24 protein-coding genes are annotated in these 23,315 nt (G+C 58.2%); 14 read left to right on the top strand and 10 right to left on the bottom strand.

The features are described from left to right. Positions 1 to 68: 68 nt before the first annotated feature. Positions 69 to 1,100 (bottom strand): D-xylose ABC transporter substrate-binding protein, encoded by a 1,032-nt coding sequence (gene xylF / locus ACFWW4_RS11265; protein ID WP_411890927.1) that lies wholly within the window; start codon positions 1,098 to 1,100, stop codon positions 69 to 71. 210 nt (positions 1,101 to 1,310) lie between these two features. Between xylF and ACFWW4_RS11260 the strand changes: the two genes are divergently transcribed. Together ACFWW4_RS11260 and ACFWW4_RS11255 are read left to right on the top strand one after the other, a co-directional pair. Continuing rightward, positions 1,311 to 2,576: an ROK family protein gene (locus tag ACFWW4_RS11260; protein WP_411890926.1), complete on the top strand. Its 1,266-nt coding sequence runs from the start codon at positions 1,311 to 1,313 to the stop codon at positions 2,574 to 2,576. Further along, a complete protein-coding gene (locus ACFWW4_RS11255) occupies positions 2,573 to 4,036 on the top strand; it encodes a CRTAC1 family protein (protein WP_411890925.1) in 1,464 nt (487 codons plus the stop codon). Before ACFWW4_RS11260 ends, ACFWW4_RS11255 begins: the two co-directional genes overlap by 4 nt. Here ACFWW4_RS11255 and ACFWW4_RS11250 read toward each other — a convergent pair. Beyond that, positions 4,033 to 5,352, bottom strand: coding sequence for a cytochrome-c peroxidase (locus ACFWW4_RS11250; RefSeq protein WP_411890924.1), 1,320 nt, complete (start codon positions 5,350 to 5,352; stop codon positions 4,033 to 4,035). The two genes, ACFWW4_RS11255 and ACFWW4_RS11250, sit on opposite strands and share 4 nt — an antisense overlap. Before the next feature lie 74 nt (positions 5,353 to 5,426). Beyond that, positions 5,427 to 7,082 carry an ABC transporter permease gene (locus ACFWW4_RS11245; protein ID WP_411890923.1) on the bottom strand — a complete coding sequence of 552 codons (1,656 nt, stop codon included), beginning with the start codon at positions 7,080 to 7,082 and terminating at the stop codon, positions 5,427 to 5,429. A 90-nt stretch (positions 7,083 to 7,172) separates the two neighbouring features. On the opposite strand from ACFWW4_RS11245, the gene ACFWW4_RS11240 reads away from it, so the two are divergent. Continuing rightward, complete coding sequence (locus ACFWW4_RS11240) at positions 7,173 to 8,054, top strand: hypothetical protein (RefSeq protein ID WP_411890922.1); 882 nt, start codon at positions 7,173 to 7,175, stop codon at positions 8,052 to 8,054. A gap of 3 nt (positions 8,055 to 8,057) precedes the next feature. Here the strand turns inward: ACFWW4_RS11240 and ACFWW4_RS11235 are convergent, their stop codons facing one another. Beyond that, a complete protein-coding gene (locus ACFWW4_RS11235; RefSeq protein WP_393931214.1) occupies positions 8,058 to 8,315 on the bottom strand; it encodes a DUF2312 domain-containing protein in 258 nt (85 codons plus the stop codon). Between the two features lie 110 nt (positions 8,316 to 8,425). Between ACFWW4_RS11235 and ACFWW4_RS11230 the strand changes: the two genes are divergently transcribed. Then, entirely contained in the window at positions 8,426 to 8,641 is a 216-nt protein-coding gene (locus tag ACFWW4_RS11230; RefSeq protein WP_393931212.1) for a hypothetical protein, read from the top strand. Here the strand turns inward: ACFWW4_RS11230 and ACFWW4_RS11225 are convergent. Then, positions 8,638 to 9,681 (bottom strand): phosphotransferase, encoded by a 1,044-nt coding sequence (locus ACFWW4_RS11225; RefSeq protein ID WP_411890921.1) that lies wholly within the window; start codon positions 9,679 to 9,681, stop codon positions 8,638 to 8,640. The two genes, ACFWW4_RS11230 and ACFWW4_RS11225, sit on opposite strands and share 4 nt — an antisense overlap. Positions 9,682 to 9,778: 97 nt before the next feature. On the opposite strand from ACFWW4_RS11225, the gene ACFWW4_RS11220 reads away from it, so the two are divergent. Continuing rightward, positions 9,779 to 11,008 carry an acyl-CoA dehydrogenase family protein gene (locus ACFWW4_RS11220; protein WP_411890920.1) on the top strand — a complete coding sequence of 410 codons (1,230 nt, stop codon included), beginning with the start codon at positions 9,779 to 9,781 and terminating at the stop codon, positions 11,006 to 11,008. On the opposite strand, the gene ACFWW4_RS11215 is transcribed toward ACFWW4_RS11220, so the two are convergent. Beyond that, positions 10,981 to 11,298 carry an ArsR/SmtB family transcription factor gene (locus ACFWW4_RS11215; protein WP_393931206.1) on the bottom strand — a complete coding sequence of 106 codons (318 nt, stop codon included), beginning with the start codon at positions 11,296 to 11,298 and terminating at the stop codon, positions 10,981 to 10,983. The two genes, ACFWW4_RS11220 and ACFWW4_RS11215, sit on opposite strands and share 28 nt — an antisense overlap. Before the next feature lie 81 nt (positions 11,299 to 11,379). On the opposite strand from ACFWW4_RS11215, the gene ACFWW4_RS11210 reads away from it, so the two are divergent. The 4 genes from ACFWW4_RS11210 to ACFWW4_RS11195 are packed head-to-tail and all read left to right on the top strand — an operon-like array spanning position 11,380 to position 13,567. Beyond that, positions 11,380 to 12,243: an MBL fold metallo-hydrolase gene (locus tag ACFWW4_RS11210; RefSeq protein ID WP_411890919.1), complete on the top strand. Its 864-nt coding sequence runs from the start codon at positions 11,380 to 11,382 to the stop codon at positions 12,241 to 12,243. Then, positions 12,153 to 12,692, top strand: coding sequence for a YeeE/YedE family protein (locus tag ACFWW4_RS11205; RefSeq protein WP_411890976.1), 540 nt, complete (start codon positions 12,153 to 12,155; stop codon positions 12,690 to 12,692). Before ACFWW4_RS11210 ends, ACFWW4_RS11205 begins: the two co-directional genes overlap by 91 nt. Further along, entirely contained in the window at positions 12,692 to 13,123 is a 432-nt protein-coding gene (locus ACFWW4_RS11200; protein ID WP_411890918.1) for a DUF6691 family protein, read from the top strand. Before ACFWW4_RS11205 ends, ACFWW4_RS11200 begins: the two co-directional genes overlap by 1 nt. A 9-nt stretch (positions 13,124 to 13,132) precedes the next feature. Next, entirely contained in the window at positions 13,133 to 13,567 is a 435-nt protein-coding gene (locus ACFWW4_RS11195; protein ID WP_411890917.1) for a TIGR01244 family sulfur transferase, read from the top strand. Positions 13,568 to 13,595: 28 nt separating this feature from the next. Here ACFWW4_RS11195 and ACFWW4_RS11190 read toward each other — a convergent pair whose 3' ends face one another. Beyond that, positions 13,596 to 13,883, bottom strand: coding sequence for a DUF1330 domain-containing protein (locus ACFWW4_RS11190; RefSeq protein ID WP_411890916.1), 288 nt, complete (start codon positions 13,881 to 13,883; stop codon positions 13,596 to 13,598). Positions 13,884 to 13,918: 35 nt separating this feature from the next. Further along, entirely contained in the window at positions 13,919 to 14,920 is a 1,002-nt protein-coding gene (locus ACFWW4_RS11185; protein WP_411890915.1) for an HWE histidine kinase domain-containing protein, read from the bottom strand. A 121-nt stretch (positions 14,921 to 15,041) separates the two neighbouring features. Here ACFWW4_RS11185 and ACFWW4_RS11180 point away from each other — a divergent pair, with 121 nt between their 5' ends. The 5 genes from ACFWW4_RS11180 (at position 15,042) to ACFWW4_RS11160 (ending at position 19,927) form a co-directional block, all read left to right on the top strand. Continuing rightward, the gene (locus ACFWW4_RS11180) at positions 15,042 to 16,025 is read left to right on the top strand and encodes a hypothetical protein (protein ID WP_411890914.1); all 984 of its coding nucleotides are present in this window, start codon (positions 15,042 to 15,044) and stop codon (positions 16,023 to 16,025) included. Positions 16,026 to 16,627: 602 nt separating this feature from the next. Beyond that, a complete protein-coding gene (locus ACFWW4_RS11175) occupies positions 16,628 to 16,879 on the top strand; it encodes a hypothetical protein (RefSeq protein ID WP_411890913.1) in 252 nt (83 codons plus the stop codon). Continuing rightward, positions 16,876 to 17,802, top strand: a complete 927-nt coding sequence (locus ACFWW4_RS11170) for a hypothetical protein (RefSeq protein ID WP_411890912.1) — start codon at positions 16,876 to 16,878, stop codon at positions 17,800 to 17,802. The genes ACFWW4_RS11175 and ACFWW4_RS11170 overlap by 4 nt, the downstream gene beginning before the upstream one ends. 1 nt (position 17,803) lies before the next feature. After that, positions 17,804 to 18,172, top strand: a complete 369-nt coding sequence (locus tag ACFWW4_RS11165; protein WP_411890911.1) for a hypothetical protein — start codon at positions 17,804 to 17,806, stop codon at positions 18,170 to 18,172. A gap of 9 nt (positions 18,173 to 18,181) precedes the next feature. After that, positions 18,182 to 19,927: a hypothetical protein gene (locus ACFWW4_RS11160; protein WP_411890910.1), complete on the top strand. Its 1,746-nt coding sequence runs from the start codon at positions 18,182 to 18,184 to the stop codon at positions 19,925 to 19,927. A gap of 7 nt (positions 19,928 to 19,934) precedes the next feature. Here the strand turns inward: ACFWW4_RS11160 and ACFWW4_RS11155 are convergent, their stop codons facing one another. Beyond that, a complete protein-coding gene (locus ACFWW4_RS11155) occupies positions 19,935 to 22,064 on the bottom strand; it encodes a hypothetical protein (RefSeq protein WP_411890909.1) in 2,130 nt (709 codons plus the stop codon). Further along, complete coding sequence (locus ACFWW4_RS11150) at positions 22,061 to 23,158, bottom strand: phosphatase PAP2 family protein (RefSeq protein WP_411890908.1); 1,098 nt, start codon at positions 23,156 to 23,158, stop codon at positions 22,061 to 22,063. The genes ACFWW4_RS11155 and ACFWW4_RS11150 overlap by 4 nt, the downstream gene beginning before the upstream one ends. Between the last annotated feature and the right edge of the window lie 157 nt (positions 23,159 to 23,315).

Raw genomic sequence — 23,315 nt, 5'->3', positions numbered from 1 at the left:
AGCTGGCGGTCTCTGCAAGAATTGGTGTGGGGATGCCCCGGCCAGCGACCAGCCGGGGCAAAGCCGTCTTAGTTACAAGGTGCGGGGCCGTTGCTGACACCCTGGCACAGCGCCTCGACAGTGATCCAGCCAGCGTCGGTCACAACTGACAGATTGTCTGCGGTGATCGGCACAGGTGCCAGGAACAGCGATGTCATGGCTGTGCCACCGGGCGATGTCCACTCTTCGGACCCGATCACGGTCGACATCGGTGCGCCGCTTGCCATGGCCACGGCCACCTGACCGGCGGCGTAACCCAAATCGCGGGCGTCCTTCCAGACAGACACGGTCTGTGTGCCAGACGCAACGCGGTTCAGCGCAGCATGGTCACCGTCCTGTCCGGACACTGGAATACCTTCCATACCCTGCGCAGTCAGCGCGGCAACAACACCACCGGCGGTGCCGTCATTGGATGCCACAACCGCGTCGACATTGTTGTCGTTGGCGGTCAGGATCTGCTCCATGTTGCGCTGTGCGTTCGCTGGCAGCCAGCCATCGGTATAGGCTTCGTCAACAATGGTGATCGCACCGCTATCAATCGCCGCCTGCAGCACTTCCTGCTGACCACCACGCAGGAAATCCGCGTTCGGGTCGGTGGGCGAGCCCTTGATCATCACATAGTTGCCTTCTGGCTGGGCGGCCAGAACCGCACGGGCCTGCATACGGCCTACCTCGACGTTGTCGAATGTCAGGTAAAACGCACGGCTGTCCTCGATCAGACGGTCATAGGCGACAACGGGGATACCCTCGTTGGCCGCAGCTTCCACTGCCGGCCCGATGGCCGATGCGTCCTGGGCCAGAATGATCAGGGCGTCAGCACCCTGCGCAATCAGGCTTTCCACATCCGACAGCTGCTTTGCGGATGACGACTGCGCATCAGCAGACACATAAGTCGCGCCAGCGGCTTCCAAAGCGGCCTTGATGGCGGCTTCGTCTGTCTTCCAGCGCTCTTCCTGAAAGTTCGACCAACTGACGCCAACCGTGACACCGTGCGCATCTGCAAGAGCGGCTGAATTGAAACCAACCACAGCAATGGCAGCGGCAATAATAGATTTATGCATGTGTTCCTCCCAGAAAACCGGCCCCCATGCATCGGGGGCGTGGGCCTCGTGACCCTACGTCGCAAGGATGACAAATTAATTTCAGTTGTCAAAATAAAAATTGCCCCATTTCTGAAAAAAGTGCTTTGAGAGTGCCGAAATATTCGGCACACTCCAATTTACCCCGAGATATCGGGGTTCGCGCAGCTTTAATAATTCAAGCCATGAAGTATGTATGACATAGACAGCGCCACAGGTGACGAATCATCGGCCAGTTTGGGCTGCGGTCCAATTTTGCCGACGGCGAGCGAAAACGCCAAACCTTTGCGCCAGCAGATCTTTGAACATGTCCGCGCCGCTGGCCGTGCCGCACGAACTGACGTGACCCGCGCGCTGGGGATTAGTGCAGGTTCTGCCACCACACTGACAGCTGACCTGATCGCAGCCGGCCATCTGCGCGAGGTCGAAGGCCTGCCGCGCGAATCGGGGCGCGGCCGCCCCCCTGTCGCATTGGAAGTCGTCCCAGAAGGGCGCCACGTCATTGGCATTAAGCTGTCTGACGAAACCCATTCTGCTGTTCTCACCGACTTTGCGGGCCGGATGCTGGCCGATGCGTCGCTGCCAACGCCGCCTACCCGCAAGACACTTGATGAGTTGCTGGTCGAGATGGGCACCTTGATGGATTTGGTGCTTCAGGCCGCAAACAAAACGATGGCCGACGTCTCGGCCGTGGGCGTCGGCATGTCAGGTATCGTCGATCACAAGACCGGGACCGTTCCATGGTCACCACTGATGGCCAGTCGCGACATCGATATGGCCTGCAGTTTCCAGACCCGTTTTGGCGTGCCGCTTCATGTGGATAATGACGCCAACGTACTGACACTTGCCGAATTATGGTTTGGGGCCGGTCGATCCATGTCCGATTTTGCGGTAGTCACTATCGAACACGGCGTCGGGATGGGCGTGGTCCTTGATAATCGCCTGTTCCGGGGCGCACGCGGCATGGGTCTGGAACTCGGCCACACCAAGGTCCAACTTGATGGCGCGCTGTGTCGCTGTGGTCAGCGTGGCTGTCTCGAAGCCTACCTCGCAGATTACGCCCTCGCCCGCGAAGCCGCCACTGCGTTGCACCGCAATCCGCGCAACCTGCAAAGCCCCAATGCCATGCTGGATGCCCTCTTCGCACAAGCAAAATCCGGCAACAGTGCTGCCCGCACGATATTTCGCCGGGCCGGGCGCTACCTGTCTGTGGGCCTCTCAAACGTCATCCAGCTTTTTGACCCTGAACTGATCATTCTGTCGGGTGAACGGATGCAGTACGATTACCTCTACGCCGACGAGGTCCTTGCCGAGATGCATGAACTCACCCTCAGCGACGGGCGCACGCCATGTCGGATCGAAATGCACGCCTGGGGTGATCTGGTTTGGGCGCGTGGCGCCTCGGCACTCGCTCTGGCGGCGGTCACTGACACCGCATTGGGTGAAACCCGCACATGATCCGCGCCCTGCCCGCACTGCTGCTGGCCACTACCGCCAGCGCCGACCCGTTGTTTGAGGACCGATCCGGCGGTTTGCCAGAACACATCTATGGCGGCGGCTGGGAACATTTTGTGGGCGGTGGCGTCGCGGTTTTTGATTGCAATGGCGACAGGCTGCCCGACATCTTTGCTGCAGGCGGCGAAAATCCGGCCAGCCTGTTCATCAATCAGGGTGACTTCACATTCGCGCGCGCAGATTTCCCCGAAATCGTCGGCGTCACCGGTGCCTATCCGCTGGATGTTAACGCGGATGGTGCGCTTGACCTTTTCATCATGCGGGTTGGACAGAACGAACTACAGATGGGCACAGGCGATTGCCGCTTTGCACGCGGCAGCGAACTGCCCCCACGCGATGACTGGACCACAGCCTTCAGCGCGTGGTGGGACGGTAACGCCCTGACCATGGCCATCGGCAACTATGTCGACCGCTCAAACCCCGACGGTCCATTCGAGGCCTGCGACGACAACTACTTTTTGCGCCCCGGCTTGGGCGACTATTCCGTCTCCGCCCTCACACCTGGCTTCTGCCCTCTGTCTATGCTCGCGGCCAATGACGCGCGTGGACGACCCACTTTGCGCATCTCTAATGATCGTCACTATTACGTGCGCGGCGGGTATGAGCAGATGTGGGACATCACCGAAGAACGTTTTCTCGGCGCAGACGATGGGTGGCAGAACGTGTCGCTCTGGGGCATGGGCATTGCCAGTCGGGACTTGACCGGTGATGGCAGGGACGAGGTGATGCTGACCTCAATGGGGGACCAGTTGATTCAAATCGCACAATCCGATGGAACCTATCAGGCCGCCCCCTTCAGCATCGGAACCTATGCGCAACGCCCCCATACTGGCGGGGATGGACGGCCATCGACAGGCTGGCATGCGGAGTTCGGTGACATCGACAATGACAGCAGGCCCGATCTTTTCATCGCCAAAGGCAATGTCGATCAGATGCCAGGGCTTGCGATGAAAGACCCCAATAACCTCTTGATGCAAAACGACGATGGCACCTTTGTTGAAGCAGCAGAATCCGCCGACATCGCCACAACCGACAGGTCACGCGGCGCGGCCCTGGCCGACTTTGACAACGACGGACGGCTTGATCTGGTCGTTGTTAATCGACGCGCGCCGATGGAGTTGTATCGCAACATCAGCCCTGACACCGGGAATTGGCTGACCATCGCATTGGAGCAATCCGGCGGTAACCGTAACGCAGTTGGGACCACAGTGACCGTTCGCGCGGGCATGATCACACAAACGCAACAGGTCACCGTGGGTGGCGGGCATGCCGGTGGCAAAGCCCAGCCTCTGCATTTCGGCATCGGTGATGCGCCCAGCGTCGCAATCCAGATCAGGTGGCCCGATGGGTCCAAAGACACTTATCAGGGTATGGCCAACACGGCCCTAACCTTCAGCCGTTAGCGGGGGCGATCCACTGGCAACCCGCTTGGTACTGTATCAGGCACACCCAGACGCCCCTCCAGTGCGGCCGGATCGGTGAGCGCATCCAGAAACGCGATCAAGGCAGTGACCTCTTCATCCGTCAACCGCAATGGCCCCACTGAAACAGCCGCTGCAATGGCATCACTGTCAGCCAGCCCGCGCGCATCATCGACAGGCATCCGGGGCAAAACCGCCAACCTCAAGTCGTAGCTCTGCAATCCGGCCACCGGGTCAAGATGCGCCTCAACAAAGGCGCGCAGTTCCGAATGGGCACCAGCGTGACCATAGGGTCCTGTCAACGCAACATTCCGCAGGGATGGCGTGCGAAATGCATAAAGATCCGCCGGATCACCCGTCACCCGAAAGCGGCCCTCATCGCGGGAATGATCCTCGAACCGGGCCGCTTTACCCGGCCCAATCTGTGGTGTTCCCATGGCGTGAAACTGATGATCGGTTAAAAACGGGCCGCTGTGACAGGTCGCACAACCTGCCTTTCCATAAAACAGGTCCATGCCCATAGCAGCTGGTTCCGGCAGGGGCCCCTCCCCCCTCAAAACAGCATCAAACGGTGCATTGTCTGATCGCCATTCAAACGCCATGAAAGCCGCAATAGCGTTCGAGATATCGGTAAACGCAATATCATCAGGCGCTCCTATGTGACCATAGACGGTGACAAACTCATCCGCGTAGGCCGGAATCCCCGCGACCCTTCTGGATATAATATCCCAGGCACCACCCTCGCCAGTGATAACACCACGGCGCACGGCCTGTGCCACATCATTTTCGCTATAATGGCCTGCCATTTCATCGGCGCTCAGGACGGGGAACATGGTCTGCGCCGACAAAAGCGAGGCAAAGCCGGGGACCATATCGGCATCAAGCGGGGTCCGCAGACCACCGGGCAGATCCGGATCAACCTCGATCCGGCCGTCATGAAACAACACAGTGAATTCCTTGGCCCCCAGATTGAACAAGGCGGGGGCGTTGCGCGGGATCCGCTGCTCAGGCGGATTTTCGGAGTTCACCACCCGGTCCGGCCCCAGGCCAAGACCCCCGTCACCAATACCCAGTGATAAGCCATCGCTGGTGCCAAAGGCAGGATGATGGCAGGTCGCACATGACACCTCGCGATTGCCTGACAAGATCGGGTCGTAGAACAGCAACTGGCCCAGACGGGCCTCCTCCGCGCGGATGGGAACGAAATCATCGTCAGTCACCGGCGCAGGGATTGCATCTGCAATCACCCGTGTCCCAAGGATCAGGGCCGCACCAGTGATTAATAGGCGATGTATCATGAAATACTTCCCGGTTTTCGCGCAGGATGGCCTATCCATTTGGCAGGCGCAAACGATTGGGGTCGCTATCAATCCTACCTGCTCGTCCGTGCCAAAAGCGCCACGGCACACAGCCCGACCAGTACAATCGCAATCGCGGCAGGCGCCGCCTCTGCAATGTTTTCCAACGACGCTTTGGCATGAACGCGGGTGGCCAAGGTATCATAGTTGAACGGTCGCAACAGAAGTGTCGCAGGCAGTTCTTTCACACAATCAACAAATACCAGCAGCAGTGCGGACCCGACAGAGGCGCGGACCAGCGGTAAATGAACCGCGCGCAATGTACCTCCTGCGGAGCGCCCCAATGACCGCGCGGCCATTGGCAGGCTTGGCGCAACACGGCCCAGGGCGGCATCGGCAGTGCCTTGCGCAATAGCAAAGAAACGAACGATGTAGGCGAGGATCAACGCAGCGGCGCTGCCGGTCATGATCAACCCCGGATCGGAAAACCCGAGCCGGACGATGCCGTCAGCGACAAAATTGTCCGTTGCCGCAAGGGGTACAAGAATACCAAGCCCCAGCACCGCTCCTGGCGCGGCATAACCGATGGCCGTCACCGGCATCAGCAAGCGGGGCAATCTGCGTCGCGACAAACGCACACCATACACCATAAAAACACCACCGAGCACCGTCAGCACTGCGGCGACCCCACCAACAAAAACCGTGTTCCACACTGCGCGGCGCAATCCGGGCGCGATCCACTGTGCTGCATCAAAGGCATGCGTCATCAGCACACCAATTGGCAGCAGAAACCCTACAATCACCGGAACGGCGCAAAGCACCATCGCGACCAGCCCCCATTTACGCGGCAATGTGGTTGGCTCTACCGGGCGTTGGCCCCGGGCCGATCCGAAAAATCGGCTCTTACGGCGGCTCAGTTTTTCCAAGGTCACCAAAAAGACAATCAGCGCCAAAACACATGTGGCCAGTTGGGCCGCACCCCCCAGATTGCCCCCCTGCAACCAGACCGAAAAGATACCCGTGGTCAGCGTTTGCACCGCGAAATAGTCGACGGTACCGAAGTCATTGACTGTCTCCATCATGACAACAGCAACACCTGCTGCAATCGCCGGGCGCGCAAGGGGCAATCCGACACGCCAGAAACGGGCAAACGGTCCAGCGCCCAACGCTCGAGCAACCTCATAGGCAGCCCCGGATTGCTCGCGAAACGCTGCACGGGCAAGAATATAGACATATGGATAAAGCGCGGCAGTCAGCACAATAACCGCCGCCTCGCGGGTCCGGATCGCCGGAAACCAGTAATCACGAGAGGTCTGCCAACCGGTCAGATCACGCAGCGCCGTCTGCACAGGACCAGCGAACTCCAGAAAATCGACCAGAGCGTATGCGCCGACATAGGCCGGAACCGCCAGCGGCATCAACAACGCCCATTGCAGCAGGTTGCGACCGGGAAAGCGGTACATCACGACCAACCATGCCGCACCAGTACCCACCATGGCGGTCAGTAAACCCACCCACAGCATCAAAAACACGGTATTTCCCAGATAACGCGGCAAGGTGGTGCGCATCAGATGCGGCCAGATATTCTCGGTCGGCGTCAACGCAAACCAAATCACCGCAATGATTGGTATCAGAACCAGCACTGCAATCATCAACGCGCCCACTGACCACGGGTCAAAACGCACTCTTTTTGCATTGGCTGCAAATATCTGACTAGTTTGCTCGGACATCTTAAATCCCGGTTATCCGAAAGCAGTTTAACTGTCCAGAAATCCAACTATGATGATGTGACGCGGATCGAACAGGGGCAGCATCACGCAATGCAGATTGCATTTCACATCGGCGCAAACTGCACAGACGAAGACCGGCTTATCAAATCACTTCTCAAAAACGCCGATGTTTTTCTGAAAGAACAAATCGCCGTGCCCGGCCCGGGTAGATATCGCAAGCTGATCCGTGAAACCATTGCGGCGCTCAAAGGGGCAAAACCTGCCGACGACACGCGCAACATCCTGCTTGATACAATTGTTGAAAACGACAATATCGGCCGGGTTGTTCTGAGCAACGGCAACTTCATCTGCATCCCGCCACGCATCTTCGATCATGGATTGCTTTACAGCCAGGCTGGGCCCAAGGCGCGGGCGTTGCGGCAATTGTTCCCCAAGGACGACATCACCCTGTTTATGGGCATTCGAAATCCCGCGACCTTTCTGCAAGAAACATTTCTGCGATCCAACGCCAAGACAATCGACGAATATCTGGGCATCATGCGCGCCACGGAGATTCAGTGGTCCGACATGATCCGCCGGATCAGAGAGGACGCGCCGGATGTGGCGCTGACCGTCTGGTGCAACGAAGACGCGCCGCTCTTGTGGGAACAGATCATGCGAGAGATATCAGGCGTGAACCCTGACACACCGATCGTAGGCGGCCTCGATATGCTGGCAACCATCATCTCGCGCGATGGCATGCAGCTTTTGCACACCAAACTGCAGTCTCAGCCGCCGCAATCCGCTGCGGATATGCATGAAATGATTGCAGAAATCTGGGAAACCCACGCGCTGGACGATCAGGTTGAGGATGAAATCAACCAGCCCGAATTGGATCCGGCGCTCTTGGAACAAATGACCGAAATGTATGACGCCGACGTGGCAAAGATCGCCAGCATGCACGGGGTGAAACTGCTGCTGCCCTTTGACTAAGGGCTACATGCCCAGCGCCGATTTATACATGTCCAGCACAGCCTCTTCCTCTGCCAGATCATTGGCGTCTCGCTTGCGGATCGCAATGACCTTGCGCAGGACCTTGGTGTCGTAACCGCGCCCCTTGGCTTCTGCCATAACTTCCTTCTGTGCGTCCGCAATATCTTTCTTTTCGGCATCAAGCCGTTCAAAACGCTCAATAAACTGACGCAGCTCCTGCGCGGCGACAGTGGATGTAGTGTCAGTGACTGAATCGTTCATCAATGCTCTCCTCGCAGACGCCCCTTCCCTAGCCGCAGCACCGGATACCTGCAACCCTTGCGAAGCCATCCATGGCACGATAACGCTGCGCAAAAGGCCGGAGGGTGATTATGGAATATGTCGTATGGGGCGGCACGGCGTTAACTGTGCTCGGTTTTTTCGGCATCATCTACACGATGATCGCGGTACGGCGCGCCAAGAATGCGGGGCTGAGTGATGAGGAATTGCGCGCGCAGATCGGGCGCATCCTTCCGATTAATCTCGGAGCGCTTTTCGCCTCGACCATTGGGCTGATGGCTGTTGTCATCGGCGTTTGGCTCAGCTAGCGGCCTTCGCGCATCACACCTGTCGCCATCGCGGCAAGCGCTGGAACGGCTGCACCATACTTGCGCGCCATTTCCGGGTTCGATGCATTGCCCGCAGCGGCCCGCGCCGCAACCCCGGCCAAAATCGATGCCAGCCGGAAAAAGGCAAAGACCAGATAAAATGGCCAGTCTTTCACGTCACCCAACCCGCGCCTGCGGGCATAATCAGCGACATAATCCGCCTCTGACGGAATCCCCAAGGCCGCGCGATCAACGCCAGCAAGCCCGCGCATATCCCCCTGATTGGGCAACCGCCACTGCATGCACTGATAGGCGAGATCGGCCATCGGATGCCCCAATGTCGATAATTCCCAATCCAAAACCCCCGCAATAACAGGGCTCTCTGCCGCAAACATGATGTTGTCCAGCCGCCAGTCGCCATGCACCAGCGACACCTGCCCGTCATCCGCTGGCATCTCCGCGGCCAGCCAATCCATGATCGCAACCATCATCGGATCAGGCGTATCAACCGACGCCAGATACTGCTTGCTCCACCGATCAAGCTGCCGGGCAAAATAATTGCCGGGCTTGCCATAATCCGACAGACCCACCGCACCCACATCCACATCATGCAAGGCAGCTAATGCCGCATTCATCGCGTCGTAAATCGCAGTCCGATCAGCCTGACCCGCCTCAGGCAATGCCGGATCCCAGAAAATACGCCCCGGTAGAAAACGCATCACAAAAAAGGCGCGACCGCTGGGGGATACCGCCTCATCCGCCAGATGCAGCATCTCGGGAACCGGCACATCGGTGCCCGCCAGCGCCTTCATCACACGATATTCGCGGTCAACCGCATGGGCCGACGGCAACAGCTTGCCCGGCGGCTTGCTGCGCAACACATAGGTCCCGCTTTCGGCCTCCAGCTTGTAGGTCGGGTTCGATTGACCAGTGCCAAACTTGGTCACGGCCCCCAGTGCCGCAAACCCCGCAACGGCATCTTCCAGATACGCACCAAGCGCACCATGCGACATGCCCAGACCAATTGCTGCTTCTTCCATGACGGCATTTGGAACGACGCACCCGAATAACACAACCCTTCGATTGACACTCGGGCGCACCAATGCACGATGACCCCACATCAAGAGGGAGCAGAGTATGGATCTGGGGCAAACCGAACGGCTGAAACCGGTACTGGCCGCCGTCAAGACAATGGTCAGCGATGAAATCGCCCCCTTGGACGCGGAATTCCTGGCCGAAGTCGAAATCGGCGACCGTTGGACCTATACACCCCGGCAGACCGAAATCCTCGAAGGATTGAAACAAAAGGCCCGTGATCGGGGCCTCTGGAACTTCTGGGACACATTCCAGGACGGCCCCCAACTCAACACCGTCGAATACGCCTATCTGGCCGAGGAAATGGGCAAATGCCATCTCGGGGCAGAGGTATTCAATTGCAACGCCCCCGACACCGGCAACATGGAGGTGTTCGCCCGCTACGGCACCGACGCCATGAAAGAACAATGGCTGAAACCGCTGATGGACGGCACAATCCGGTCCGCCTACCTGATGACCGAACCCGATGTCGCCAGTTCCGACGCCACCAATATCGCCATGCGCTGCGAACGCGACGACGACCATTACGTGCTCAACGGCGAAAAATGGTGGGCCACCGGCGCAGGCGACCCGCGCTGCGCCGTCCATATCGTCATGGTGCGCACCGCCCATGACGGCCCCAAACACCGGCAGCATTCCATGATCGTGGTGCCCGCTGATACACCCGGCATCCAGAAAGTCCGCGCGATGGAGGTGTACGGCCACGATGACGCACCCCACGGGCACATGCATTTCCGCTATGACAACGTGCGCGTGCCAGCCGAAAACCTGCTGGTCGGCGAAGGGGCGGGTTTCGAAATCGCACAAGGACGCCTTGGGCCCGGCCGGATTCACCACTGCATGCGCGCCATCGGCCAGGCCGAAAGCGCGCTCGCGGCGATGTGCCGCCGGTCAATTGCGCGGCAGGCCTTTGGTAAACCACTGGCACAGCTTGGGGAAAACTTCGATCTGATCGCAGAGGCACGGATGGACATCGAACAGGCCCGTCTCCTCTGTCTCAAAGCGGCGTGGATGATGGATCAGGGGGATAAAAGGGCAGCGGCGCCATGGATCAGCCAGATCAAGGTAATCGCGCCACGCGTCGCGCTTAACGTCACCGACATGGCCATTCAGATGCACGGGGCTGCAGGGGTCTCACAAGACACGACACTGGCGCGGCAATGGACCCACCTGCGGACGTTGCGGTTGGCCGACGGTCCCGACGCAGTACATCGCAGGCAAGTCGCCCGGAACGAACTTGCGCCTTACATCTCGGGGCAGAATATCTCGTAAATCCGTTCAAGGATCGGGCGAACACGCGGATCGGCAAGGCTGTAGCGCATACTGCGGCCCTGGCGTTCGCAACTCACCAAACCTTCGCTGCGCAAGCGCAACAATTGACCTGACACATATGACTGGCTGGCACCAAGAGCCTTCTCCAACTCGCCTACCGACAAATCACCGGGCACTAACGCGCAGAGAATGCGCAGCCGGCCAGCATTTGAAAGGGCCTTGAGCATATCTGCCGCTTCTGCGGCGGCGGCGTCCATTGGATCGGCCAATGTCTCCAGTTGTTCAGTCATCACTATCTTTCTGACGCTTTAAACATTCCAATATTGAAATGTATAATTCATACGCTATCTTTGTATCAAAGGAGATTCGCAATGACACCCCATGTAAGAGCGTTCTTTGATAATGCAACCAACACCGTGTCCTATGTGGTACGCGAACCCGAGGGGCGCGCATGTGCCATTATAGACAGCGTGTTGGACTATGATCAGGCGTCGGGGCGCACCGATACCAGCTCCGCTGACGAGGTTATTGCTTGGGTCAAGGCAGAGAACCTGCAGGTCGCATGGATCCTGGAAAGCCATGTGCACGCGGACCATCTGTCAGCTGCGCCCTACCTGCAGGAACATCTAGGCGGCAAGATCGGGATTGGGGCCAATATCACTATCGTGCAGGACACGTTTGGCAAAGTCTTCAACGAAGGGACCGAATTTCAGCGTGACGGGTCACAATTTGATGCCTTGTTCAAGGAAGGCGACAGCTTTCACATCGGACAAATGCGTGCCGACGTTCTGCACACACCGGGCCATACTCCGGCCTGCCTGACCTACGTGATCGGCGACGCGGCATTTGTGGGCGACACGCTCTTCATGCCTGACTTTGGGACGGCGCGGTGCGATTTCCCCGGCGGCTCGGCCGAGGATCTCTATGCCTCAATCCAAAAGATTCTGGCGCTGCCGGATGAGACAAGGGTCTTTGTCGGTCACGACTACAAGGCGCCGGGGCGCGATAAATTCGCTTGGGAAACGACCGTTGGTGAGCAGAAGGCGCTCAACGTCCATATCGGCGCAGGCCGCCCGATGGAAGAATTCGTCGCAATGCGTAACGAACGTGATGCGGGGCTAGGCATGCCGCGGCTGATCCTGCCATCGCTGCAAACCAACATGCGTGCGGGGCAATTGCCGCCACCCGAAGACAATGGCCAAAGTTACTTCAAGGTGCCAATCAACAGGCTCTAGGCCTCAGAAAAACAAGGGAAAACATGCAAACGGAATGGATACTGGGCCTCGCCGGTGGCGTGCTCATCGGAATAGCTGCGTCCATCTTTCTGCTGGTGAACGGCAGGATCATGGGTGCATCCGGCATTATCGGCGGCCTTGTTGATGGGTCCGGTCGCGCCGATTGGGTCGAACGGGCGGCATTGATTGCGGGCCTCATTGCGGCGCCTGCTGCAATCATCCTGTTTACCGGCGAAGGGGAAACACACCTCACCGGAAATTGGGTTGTTATCATCGCCGCCGGTCTGCTTGTGGGCGTTGGAACCAGACTGGCCAATGGCTGCACATCCGGGCATGGCGTCTGCGGCATCTCGCGTCTTTCGCTACGGGGGATTGTTGCGACCGCCTTCTATATCGGCGCTGGCGGTCTGACCATGGTGCTGTTCAAACATGTCTGGGGGATCATCTGATGCGCGTACTGATTTCATTTATCGTCGGCGCAACCTTCGGCGCCGGCCTGCTGATATCGGGCATGACAGACACAACCAAAGTGCAAGGTTGGCTGGATGTCTTCGGCAATTGGGATCCCACACTGGCCTTTGTGATGGGCGGCGCAATCATTCCGATGGCAATCGCATGGCGTTTCACCAACGGACGCAAGCCCGTCCTCGCGGAAAGCTTTCCAGCACCGCCGGAACCGCGGTTGGGACGCAATCTGGTACTCGGCTCGGCCCTTTTCGGCATGGGCTGGGGACTTGCAGGGCTGTGCCCTGGCCCAGCTATCGCATCGCTGAGCTATGGCGGGATTGGCGGGATCTTGTTCCTGCTTGCGATGCTGGCAGGCATGGCGATGGCCCCTGCCATACGAACCCGGCTGGACCAGCAGCCCGTGGCGGTCTAGAACGCCGCCATGGAAATCAGACCGCTCAGCCCGACCTACGCCGTGTCACCCCAGATCGAGGTGGATGATGTGCCTGCGATTGCCGATGCAGGATATCGAACCATCATCTGCAACCGACCCGATGCCGAGGTTCCGCCAAGCCATCAGGCCGTCGCGATTGAGGCTGCGGCCAAATCAGCGGGATTGGCGTTTGTATGCATCCCGGTGACGCACCAGACCCTGAATATGGATATGGTGAGCGCACAGAAGGCGGCGATGGCCAAATCCGATGGGCCGGTGCTGGCCTATTGTGCCTCCGGCACAAGGAGTTCGATTGTCTGGTCGCTTGGTGTCGCGGATCAAATGTCAGCCGATCAGATTCTGGCCGCTACCGCCGCTGCCGGCTACAACCTCGACGGGTTGCGGCCACAACTCGACGCGGTCGCCAACCAGGCCAAGACGTGAGCACCTAGTCAGCTGTCATAGTGATGCCCTAAACCCCTTCGACCAGCACGATCATACTGGTCGCATTCTCGCGCCTGATCTTGGCAACCTCCTGATATTCCGGCGAATAATAAAGAGCCTTGGCGCTTTCGTAGTCCGGAAACTCGAACACCACATGCCGGGCAAAATCCGGCCCTTCCGCCACTTCGCCTGTGCCGCCACGGACGATGGGCCGGCCGCCATAGGCCGCGATCATTGGCGTATCGCGGCGGATATACTCTTGATAAGCTTCCGGATTTTCCACCGTTATATGACCGATAACATAGCCCTTTGGCATAACTCTCCCCCCATTTATGCAGCCGAAACCGCGCCTTACTGGCCCACCGGAACGATGACATCCTCCGGCACCACCAGCATGTAGTGAAATCCCGTCGGCGTGAAGGCGCAGACAGCCTTGCCGCCCAACTGCCCGGGCAAAAGCTTGGTCAGCATCTGCATCCCAAAACCTGTTTCATCAGGTGCGACCAAACCTGAAACACCGCTCTCTTTCCAGACAAAATTGTGGCTGCCATCCTGCGGACGGTCCCATGTGATCTCGACCTTGCCCGTCGCGGTGGCAAGCGCGCCATGTTCCATCGCGTTCGAAATCAGTTCATGGACCGCCATGGCAAAGGTCTGGGCATGCAGAACTGACATGCGCCAGTCCGGTCCGCTGATCTGGATCGCATCGACGCGGTCAATCAGTTCGGATTGTATTTGCTGCTCAAGCACTTGGCGCACGGTCATCCCGTCCCAATTGGTGCCAGACAAAAAGGCATGGGTCTTGCCCAATGCCCTGATCCGGCTTTCGTAAGTCGCACGAAAAGCGTTCAGATCTTCGGAGGATTGGGCCGTCTTGCGGGCGATAATCTGCACGAGCGTCAGGACATTGCCGATCCGGTGCTGCAGTTCCGAGGCGAATAGATCGCGCTTGCCGCGTGCTTGTACCTCTTCGGTGACATTTTCGACCCTGACCAGAAAAACCGGCCCATGGGTCGGGTGGGGCGGCATGGGTATACAATCCAGCGTCCACCACATGTCCTGTTTCGGGGCGGCAGGATCCGTTGGGTCGCTGATGGCATAGTGCAACTCTTTGAGCGAGGCGACCTGCCCTGACAGGGCCGTCAGAAAGGCATTTGAAACAAGCGCTTGACGCTCTTCATCTCCTGGAAACAGCTCTAGCAGATGGGCGCCGATCAGGGTCTCGCGCCCCACCCCGACGCTGGCGCAATAAGCGTCATTCACCAGCAGAATCCGAAAATCCGCATCCAGCACAGCGTGTGGTGCCGTTGTCAGCTGAAAAATCCGCTGAAAATCAAAATCTGCATCTGTCATTTGCCCGCGCGCCCTGTCCCCGCTTTGTGACGCAACGCGGCACAGTGTCAGCCTGATCAGCGGTTGTCACGCAACCGGGCCAACGCTACAGCAGGATAAGTTAACACGAGACAAAGGCAATATGGCAGAACCGTTCAACATTCTGATCGTCGGTCAGGGCGGTCGGGTGCAATATGAAGCCGTGCTTTTTGCGGCATCGCTGCGGGCCAATAGTCCGGATTTCGCGGGCCAGCTTTTTGTTGCCGAACCGCAGCCGGGGCCGAAATGGGCGCGCGATCCGCGCATGTCGGATAACATCAAATCGGTGCTGTCCGATCTGGGGGCAACGGTTGTGCCGTTTGCCTCAGACCATTTCGGCGACAGCTATCCCCATGGCAACAAGATCGAAGCGCTCAAGGCCCTGCCCGCCGGCCAACCCTTTGTTTTCTTTGATACAGATACCATTGTGACAGGCGATCTGAGCCGCCTGCAATGCGACTTTTCGCGGCCAACCGCGTCGATGAAACGCGAAGGCACATGGCCGGTGGAGGAGCTTTATTGGCCGGGATATACCGCGATCTGGAAGTCGCTGTACGACCGGTTTGCCTTGGATTTCGATAGCTCGCTTGATCTGTCGCAACCCGATGAATACTGGGAGAGATATCTGTATTTCAACGCCGGTTGGTTTCTTGGCCCGGACCCTGCGGAATTCAGAAGATTGTTCACCGAATACGCGGTTTCAGTGCGGGACAATCCGCCGGAGGAACTGGTCATCCAACCGCTCGATCCCTGGCTGGATCAGGTGGTGCTGCCGCTGGTGATCCATGCGTTGGGCGGCGGGCGGCCCGGGCCGGAACTGGACGGATTAGACGGCGAAATAACGTGCCATTACAGGGTATTACCGCTGTTTTATGCCCGCGAGAGTGATCATGTGATTGATACGCTGGAGGCCGTGGCGGCACCCAACAAGATCAAGAAATGGCTCAAGCAATATGAGCCGTTCAAGCGCATGATCTATCAGGGGCGCGGGCGGAAAGTGCGGGCGCTGTTTGATCAGACCAATCTGCCGCGCAAGGAAAAGGCGTTAAGAAACAAGATCAAGGCAGCGGGTTTCTGGATGCGCTGAGGGTGTTGCGTCACCCCCACCGTACGGTCGCAACGACCGCACCGCGCGAATCAAAGGCTAACGCCTGCATTTCCTGACAAAACCGCTGTCAGCATCACGTCGGATTTGCGTCGGCAAAGCGTCGGACCTTTTGTCGGGCATTTGGTGGGTTAAGGCGGCTTGCGGTGGGTTGAGAAACTCGCCATGAGTGTAGGTTATGTTTCTGGCTCGATGGCTAATTTGCGGGACAAACCCGACCTTGGATTTCACGAGTTCGCTGAGGCAGCATTTGCTCACAGCCGCCGCAACTATGTTGTTGCAACGCAGCGCGTATTGCCATTCCGGTTGTTGATGGGCGTCATTCTGGCCGGCACGGGGACGGTTCGAAACTGTCACGAACGCCCTGCGCCTCGACGATCATCTATATACCATTTTCTCGGGGATAACGTTTCGGGTTGGGGTGTTGGTCGGAGTCCAGCTTTCCCAGGCACCTCAACTTGGTGACCACATCACGCAGCATGTGCACCCCTGTTCTGAATTAACGCTTCCTTCACGCTGGTCTCACCGGGCTTTCACGACGACTTGGGATGCTCCTTTCACCGAACCAACAGAAAGGACATCACATGTACCGCATGCTTACCTCCGCAACGACACGCAAGGTCAAGGGCACTACCATCGCCGTCGCCCTTGCCACACTTCTGATTTGGGGACTTGAGACATTCGTCCTGCATGAACGCTTGCCCAGCGGCATCCCAACCGAAATCCAGGGCGTCATACTGACGGTCGTCCTGTTTGTCACCGGCTACTCCATCTCGCCCGGGGCCCAAGACCAGATTGTGGCAGTGACCGCACCCGAGGGCGAGATTTTGTCATGAGAGGGCTTTCATACCCTGCCACTGTTTTGGTGCTGTGCAGTTGCGCCGCACCCGATGTCACCAGTGAGCTGACACAGGTAAATGCCGTGTTTGACGAAAGCGCCGCCGCGCTTTCGTCGGTCGTGGCGCCCATCGCCAAGGCAGAGTTTACAGCAGCCGAGGAACAACTGATTGCGCAACGCGCACCCGTTGTCGGGCAATCGGGCATCTGCGATCCACAATTTGCCCGCACGACAGGGCGCAGCATGGCGGATTGTACGCTGGACAGCTACGCCGACGACAGTTTGGCAGATAGCGAGACAATCAATGCAGCGCAGGTGCAGTCCGCAATTACCGCCATGGATGCCTATTGGGCGGCACTGGCGGAATTGGCAGCAGCCGAAACCACGGCCGAGGTTGCGACCGCCACCAGCGCGTTGCAAGCCACCCTTGTCAGCGCCACCGAGATCGGCACAGCACCGGCCTTTGCCAACGCAGCCCAGAGGGCGGCTGATCGGGGGCCAGCTGTTTTCGGAGCGCTGCAGTTTGGGGTTGAACAGTATCGAGCCCGCCAACTGCGCAATGTGATGCGCCGGGCAGACCCGGTCATTGCAGATATCACCGACGGGATCGCGGCTTGGGCCAATGTCACGCTCAATCCCGCGCCCAATCCCTACACACGGTTCCGCGACGCGATCCGCGCGCTTGAGCTGGCCCGCACTGATGGCACGCAAGACGGGTACCGCGCGGCGATCAAGGAAGCTCGGGATGCTCACCGCGCATTGCAGACCTTTGCGGCCAATGACCCGGTCAATCGGCTTTGGCTCTTGCGTAATGCCCACGGGGATATCCTTGCGCGGCTCGACGACCCGACGGCCGATGAATGGCTGACCACATTCGAACAGATCAAGGCGCTGCGCGCGCTTTCAAAGGAAGGGGCATGAGATGCCAACACTGACAAACCAGGACATGAACCTTGCCCACGGCAACATCCGATCACTTAGCAATACCGCGGCACAGGTCATCATAGCGTTGCAGATGCATGCCGAGACACTGCGCAAAAGCGGTGATTTCACGGGGCGCGCAGCGTTTCTTGATCAGTCCTATCGGGTCGCCGACGCAATGGCAGCCATTCAACAGGCACGGGATCGGCTGCGCCTCCAGCGGTCGTTGAAGGGGCCGATTGCCGAGCTGACAAACATCACCGTTGCGGCCAAGGCAGCCAAGGCCCAAATCGCCAAAATCGCCAAGGCATTGGGTGCGGCCAACGATCTTATCAAGCTTTTGAACCGGCTGCTGAAACTGGTCACATAGGAGGTCGTGATGTCAGAAGGTGGATTCACGTTAAAGCTGGTCGCCGGTGGGTCGATCACAACGGCAGCACTTTGTTTGCTCGAATATATCAAGATGCGCAGTCTCGACATCCCGTTGAGTGTCGGCCTGATTGGTTTTGATGTTATTGCCTCTGGAATTAGTCACATTGGGACGTTGATTTATCTAAGCGTGCTTGCTGGCCTCATCATTATAATTGCGATGATGGTTGCGCGAACCGTGGCATGGCTATTTTTCAACAAACTCCCTATCCATGCCGCCGGTTGGTACGCGACCGCCTATCTTGGCTACGGCGCGGCTTGGTCGCTCGCGCGTGGCAAAACGGCCTGGGCAGGCATGTCGGGCAGCGGTGAGAGCGATGCGCGCACAGACCTCGCAGTGTTGCACGAAAAAGCCGATGAAGAGGCCAGGCTGGTACTTGAGGACCGCATTGCCAGCATTGAGGCACGCATTGATGCACTTCGGAAGAAGTACGAAAAACAATCCAAACGTTTTGTCCGGGCGTTTCAGGTCACCAAGGCGGCTGGTCCGGGCTGGCCAAAAGCCTTGCGCTTATTGGTCGTCATGGCGTTTTTGGGAATTGCATTGTCGAATGCGGTCGCATGGAACCATATCAAGAATAAAAGGATGTGGGCGGAAGACGGATCGGCTGTGCATAGCAAACCGCTTCCAGAACCTGTGCAGTTAAATGTCACCATTCTGGAGTGGTCACTCGACTGCGACTCACATCGTCAATTACCGGTGATCGCTGTCGTCCAAAACCGGATCTGTGAGATTTGGATCAGCTTGGCTAACGACTATCCGCTGATCCATGTGACCGCTGTCGCACGTGAACGTACCGCGATGGGTTATCTGGAGCCGCTGGCAACAGATTCCGACCTCTATGCACCGTTCATATCAAAGCCCTACTACTATCTTGGTGATTTTGGCCCCTGGGCCTATCTGGCCGATGCGGATGATCCAAGTCGCCGCGTTCTGATTAAACGCAGCCACATCAACGAAATCTCCAGATCAGCACCAATGGAAATCGCCATCCAATACCCCGATGCGCCCGCTGTGTCTTGGTCCGAGGCCGCCGCGAAACTGCAAACCTGGTTTGGCAGTGCTGCCGCCCACATACCAGACGTGAATGTCCTGGTCAGCCAAGCGCAGAAACATGAACATCAATACACAAACGACTATGCTTTCGTCCGCGATCTGCATCATCGGCAGTGGACGGTCAACTTTAACGTCAGCATGCCCGAGAACGGCAGTAGCACCGAACCACAGGTCGATACCCTGACCGACGCAGTGTTGGAAATACTGGGCCCGACGCAGCGGCAAGCAGCACGCGAAGTCGCCAAATGCATGAAAAGGTCAGACGATGCCATGGCCGCGGTGCAGTTCGCGGAAAACACAACGGATCAGTTCGTCGCGGGCTCCCTGCCCTTTGGTGACATCCGCCAACTGGTCGCGTCGCGACATGCGCAGGGCGACAGCACCACGTTATTGCTGCTGGGTAGCGCCAGCGCGTCGGGGCCGCCGCACGCCAATCAGATCATATCAGAACGACGCGCCGAAATGGTCGGGCGTCTGATCACCAGCTACTTCCTTGATGCGGGGGACCTGCCCGACCCGGAGGCAGCCGCTCAGACGTTGATGAAAACACATGGGCTGCGCCTGATCGCCTTTGGCATTGGCGAGTTTGAAACCAAAGGCGAAGACACCGCGCGGCGAGTGCAAATCATCCAATGCTGACGAGGACCTATTTGTGGCGATCGATCCGCCGGCCAGCGTCCTGCCGACATTTGCGACCCTTGCCAGATTTGAGCGGCGCGATTTTGGTCCCGTAAGAATGCCCGCGGTTGTTTTCAACCATCCTGATCGCATCTGTTTCGAAGGACCCCGGGTCCGTCGCGCACTGCAAATAGGCCGCAATTTCCCGTGTCGCCTGTGCTGCCGCGAAACTGGTGCCGGAAAAGGCCACCGCGGACCCGTCTGCGCTGCCTGCCGCAAGGATCCCACGGGTCACAGCGCCATCCTCGGTCGGATAGGACAGGTTGGGTTGGAGTGCGATATCGCAGGGGCTGGTTACATGGTCGAATACAGCACCGGTTGAGGCATGAATCCAGGGCTGGCCGTCAGTGGCACGATGGCTTGTTGCCACCATGATGGACCGACTGCCATTATCGGGACGGCGCTGTTGTAGCACGCTGGCTGCGACTGCATTGATCGTTCCATGTCGGAAAACATAGCGGTCCGGGCTCATTCCCGACGGCCGATCAAGGTCTTCGGGCAATTCGCTGCTATCGATAGGTTCGTCTGTCGCATAGCTGTCGATCATCTCACCCCGCTCATCGTGCCGTTCGTAGTGCAAGTCGCGCAAGCTTGGGCGCAATCCGGTTGCACCTGTCGGCAGGTAGGATTGGTCGCTTTGCACGGCCACATTCACCTTGATGTAACTGTCGGAAACATTCTTTAGGCGAATTGCACAGCGTCCCGAGGGCACGGGTGTGCTCGGCATGACGTTGATCAAGGTTGGACGCATGGCCAGCGTATAACGCTGGCGTGGAATTTCACCAAGTGGGGCAGCCTGTTTTTGGTTCCCGTGGCTCCGCGCGACGGGCATTTTACTAGGATCAACATGGCCGCCAAGCTCAGGTACGTTGCTATAAATCCTTGCCACAGTCTCGTCCAAAGGCGTGATCAGATCACGATATCCTCCATTTTCAGGCACATCAGAACATGTGTCAGGCAAGTCCTGACCGCACAGTGCAATATCAATCGCAAGCGGTGCGGGTTTCGGATCTGGCACCGCTTTTTCTTCCAGCTCTTTTGACCATATCTCAACATAGCTTGACGACTGATCCTCAGGCGGGACATCCAAGTGGAAAGTCCGCACCTGACCTGGTTCCAGCGTGAACCTACCCACCCCTTCGGTCAGGTTGTCGTTTCCAGCGGGATAGACGAAGTACACTTTCGACTTGCCCGCGCACTTCCGGTCAACATTTATGCTGTCGATCAACTGCGCAATCCCGGTTGACGCATCGCGGGCACCGGCGAGTTTGGAGTAGGACAGGTTGATCACCATAGGATACCCTTTCGGTCCGTCCCCTTTCTGCTCGGCGGGCAGTTGCTTCCAGAGCACGTCGGCAAGGTCGATCATGCGCAGCATGCCGAGTACCGCAAAATACTCCAGAAATGTACCCGACAGACCAACAAGCGCGCGGTTCGGCATGTTCACCACCATCATGGCAGAGCATGTGCCGCCTGCCGCGATATCAGCCACAAACGTGCCGTGCGCGGCGCGATGTGCCAGCGCACGCGCCCCGTCAAAGTTGACCATATCAACAAGGTCAGCGGCGCGGTTGAACGCCTCTTGGTCAATGGCAATACCGGTGTCATGGCACTGCAACAGATCGTTGATATCCTGTGCATAGAGCTCTCGGCCAAAGGGCAGATACTTCTGATCGGCCTGCAAAGACGTCGCATTCTGCTGCCATGCCGCCAGTACACGCGTCTTGCCTCCGTCAAGAAGCGCCCGATGCGACAGGCTGATCCCTTCATCGATCACCACCGTGATCACCGTGTCAGGCGGCGGCGGGTCGGTGCGAAGCTGATCTGGTGATGGAAGCCAGCAGTCCCCTTCCTCAAATGCATCGTTTCTAAACCGTGGTCGCAGCGGCACACGGTCACCAATGCCCGGAATATTGGGGAAACGACCGGCAATTTTGCGCACGGGGTCAGACGGACCGAACACAAATTCTTCCAACCTCTGATCTGGCATCACCTCATACTGATCTGCATCCACCAAAAGCCACCAGTTCAGATAGGGGGACTGGACCTTGGGGTCCCAAACCTCCACTGACTTTGACTGCCACGGCGACCACTTCATGACCATTCCTCGGTGGCTGTGTGGAACTGCTTGCGCCACAGGTCTGCAACAAGGCATTCTGTGACGTCCTTGGCGGTCTTGTGCTCCAAGAACTCGGTGTAAAACCCGGAAAGCAAAAAATCAGGACTATCAGCAACTGTGAACCACCCTTCCCCCGGCGTAAATGAACCCAGATCAAGCGGCTGACCTACCCCGGCAAGCGCGATCAGCGCCTCACCCAAGGCAACGCCCAGAATGGCACCTGCGGCATTGTCTACGGGAAAATGTACGCCCGCCACCGTGCGATTGACCGCAATGCGGTGCGCCACCTTGAATGGCAAACGCTGGTCGCGGATACCCTTCACCGCACCAACATGCGCCGCCTGCTGACCTGTAATCAACCGATCCAGCACCGTGGCCATGGCAAAGGCCTCAAACGCGTGACCGGATGGAAATGACGAATGGTCCGGGGTCTGGATAATCGGAAAAATCCGCGGCTCCAGTGTGATCGGGCGCGGGGTCCAGCAGATATGTTTCGCCGTCATCTCCGACATAATGGCAAAGCTTTGCGTGACCGCGAGCAGTTCCATTGTCTTTTCGCGTTCGCCATTGTTCATCAATGCGACAGCACCAAAGAACGAGAGCAGATCATCAATCTGCTGATTGATCTCGCCAATCCGGTCGGCCCGCAGATCGCTGTAGCTTTGCAGATAGGTGACCTGTGCACCAAGCAGATCGATGTCTGGCGCGCTGATCTGCGCCAAGGCGTCTTTGCCCAGGTACAGCGTTGCTTGGTCACGGCATCCCGCAACACGGATGTGTCTGGCCAACTCTGCAAACAACACGATCTGGCGGCGTTCGCTGCCCAGATAATCCAGACTGTCAGCCGGTGGCTTGGGAACATTGGGGCGATATGCGGCGTTTTCTTGCCAGATGGAGGTGACAGCCTCACCCATCATGGCCAGCGCAAAATTCAGCTGTGTCGAACTTTCGGATCCGGCATGGGCCGCCCGGCCTGATCCCTGACCAGACCCTTGTCCCGACCCCTGGCCAGACCCCTGCCCCGACCCTTGACCAGACCCCTGTCCCGCACCAATTCCCCAACGCATCGCCATTTCGCCACCTCGTTATCCACTACTTTGATGCTTCAAGGCTTCCTTATCAGGTGGTGCGGACGCAAGCTTGCACCCCAAAGAACTCTATTTTTTCACGGTAAATTCGCGGAGAAGTTGTTTTTCTTGTCAGGCAATACAGCCATGGCGTAGCTTGTGG

This window comes from Yoonia sp. SDW83-1 (assembly GCF_046762885.1).
In the GTDB taxonomy this organism is placed as follows: Bacteria; Pseudomonadota; Alphaproteobacteria; order Rhodobacterales; family Rhodobacteraceae; genus Yoonia.
The sequence above is the reverse complement of the archived record's forward strand: the minus strand, read 5'-3'. Positions and strand labels throughout refer to the sequence as shown.

What these genes read in the sequence shown, in the direction of transcription:
- ACFWW4_RS11195 (WP_411890917.1), top strand. Translation starts at nt 13,133, where the DNA reads ATGGAAATCAGACCGCTCAGCCCGACCTACGCCGTGTCACCCCAGATC.
- ACFWW4_RS11255 (WP_411890925.1), top strand. Translation starts at nt 2,573, where the DNA reads ATGATCCGCGCCCTGCCCGCACTGCTGCTGGCCACTACCGCCAGCGCC.
- ACFWW4_RS11245 (WP_411890923.1), bottom strand. Translation starts at nt 7,082, where the DNA reads ATGTCCGAGCAAACTAGTCAGATATTTGCAGCCAATGCAAAAAGAGTG.
- ACFWW4_RS11220 (WP_411890920.1), top strand. Translation starts at nt 9,779, where the DNA reads ATGGATCTGGGGCAAACCGAACGGCTGAAACCGGTACTGGCCGCCGTC.
- ACFWW4_RS11200 (WP_411890918.1), top strand. Translation starts at nt 12,692, where the DNA reads ATGCGCGTACTGATTTCATTTATCGTCGGCGCAACCTTCGGCGCCGGC.
- ACFWW4_RS11235 (WP_393931214.1), bottom strand. Translation starts at nt 8,315, where the DNA reads ATGAACGATTCAGTCACTGACACTACATCCACTGTCGCCGCGCAGGAG.
- ACFWW4_RS11175 (WP_411890913.1), top strand. Translation starts at nt 16,628, where the DNA reads ATGTACCGCATGCTTACCTCCGCAACGACACGCAAGGTCAAGGGCACT.
- ACFWW4_RS11210 (WP_411890919.1), top strand. Translation starts at nt 11,380, where the DNA reads ATGACACCCCATGTAAGAGCGTTCTTTGATAATGCAACCAACACCGTG.
- ACFWW4_RS11230 (WP_393931212.1), top strand. Translation starts at nt 8,426, where the DNA reads ATGGAATATGTCGTATGGGGCGGCACGGCGTTAACTGTGCTCGGTTTT.
- ACFWW4_RS11165 (WP_411890911.1), top strand. Translation starts at nt 17,804, where the DNA reads ATGCCAACACTGACAAACCAGGACATGAACCTTGCCCACGGCAACATC.
- ACFWW4_RS11190 (WP_411890916.1), bottom strand. Translation starts at nt 13,883, where the DNA reads ATGCCAAAGGGCTATGTTATCGGTCATATAACGGTGGAAAATCCGGAA.
- ACFWW4_RS11260 (WP_411890926.1), top strand. Translation starts at nt 1,311, where the DNA reads ATGTATGACATAGACAGCGCCACAGGTGACGAATCATCGGCCAGTTTG.
- ACFWW4_RS11160 (WP_411890910.1), top strand. Translation starts at nt 18,182, where the DNA reads ATGTCAGAAGGTGGATTCACGTTAAAGCTGGTCGCCGGTGGGTCGATC.
- ACFWW4_RS11240 (WP_411890922.1), top strand. Translation starts at nt 7,173, where the DNA reads ATGCAGATTGCATTTCACATCGGCGCAAACTGCACAGACGAAGACCGG.
- ACFWW4_RS11180 (WP_411890914.1), top strand. Translation starts at nt 15,042, where the DNA reads ATGGCAGAACCGTTCAACATTCTGATCGTCGGTCAGGGCGGTCGGGTG.
- ACFWW4_RS11150 (WP_411890908.1), bottom strand. Translation starts at nt 23,158, where the DNA reads ATGGCGATGCGTTGGGGAATTGGTGCGGGACAGGGGTCTGGTCAAGGG.
- ACFWW4_RS11215 (WP_393931206.1), bottom strand. Translation starts at nt 11,298, where the DNA reads ATGACTGAACAACTGGAGACATTGGCCGATCCAATGGACGCCGCCGCC.
- ACFWW4_RS11250 (WP_411890924.1), bottom strand. Translation starts at nt 5,352, where the DNA reads ATGATACATCGCCTATTAATCACTGGTGCGGCCCTGATCCTTGGGACA.
- ACFWW4_RS11170 (WP_411890912.1), top strand. Translation starts at nt 16,876, where the DNA reads ATGAGAGGGCTTTCATACCCTGCCACTGTTTTGGTGCTGTGCAGTTGC.
- xylF (WP_411890927.1), bottom strand. Translation starts at nt 1,100, where the DNA reads ATGCATAAATCTATTATTGCCGCTGCCATTGCTGTGGTTGGTTTCAAT.
- ACFWW4_RS11225 (WP_411890921.1), bottom strand. Translation starts at nt 9,681, where the DNA reads ATGGAAGAAGCAGCAATTGGTCTGGGCATGTCGCATGGTGCGCTTGGT.
- ACFWW4_RS11155 (WP_411890909.1), bottom strand. Translation starts at nt 22,064, where the DNA reads ATGAAGTGGTCGCCGTGGCAGTCAAAGTCAGTGGAGGTTTGGGACCCC.
- ACFWW4_RS11185 (WP_411890915.1), bottom strand. Translation starts at nt 14,920, where the DNA reads ATGACAGATGCAGATTTTGATTTTCAGCGGATTTTTCAGCTGACAACG.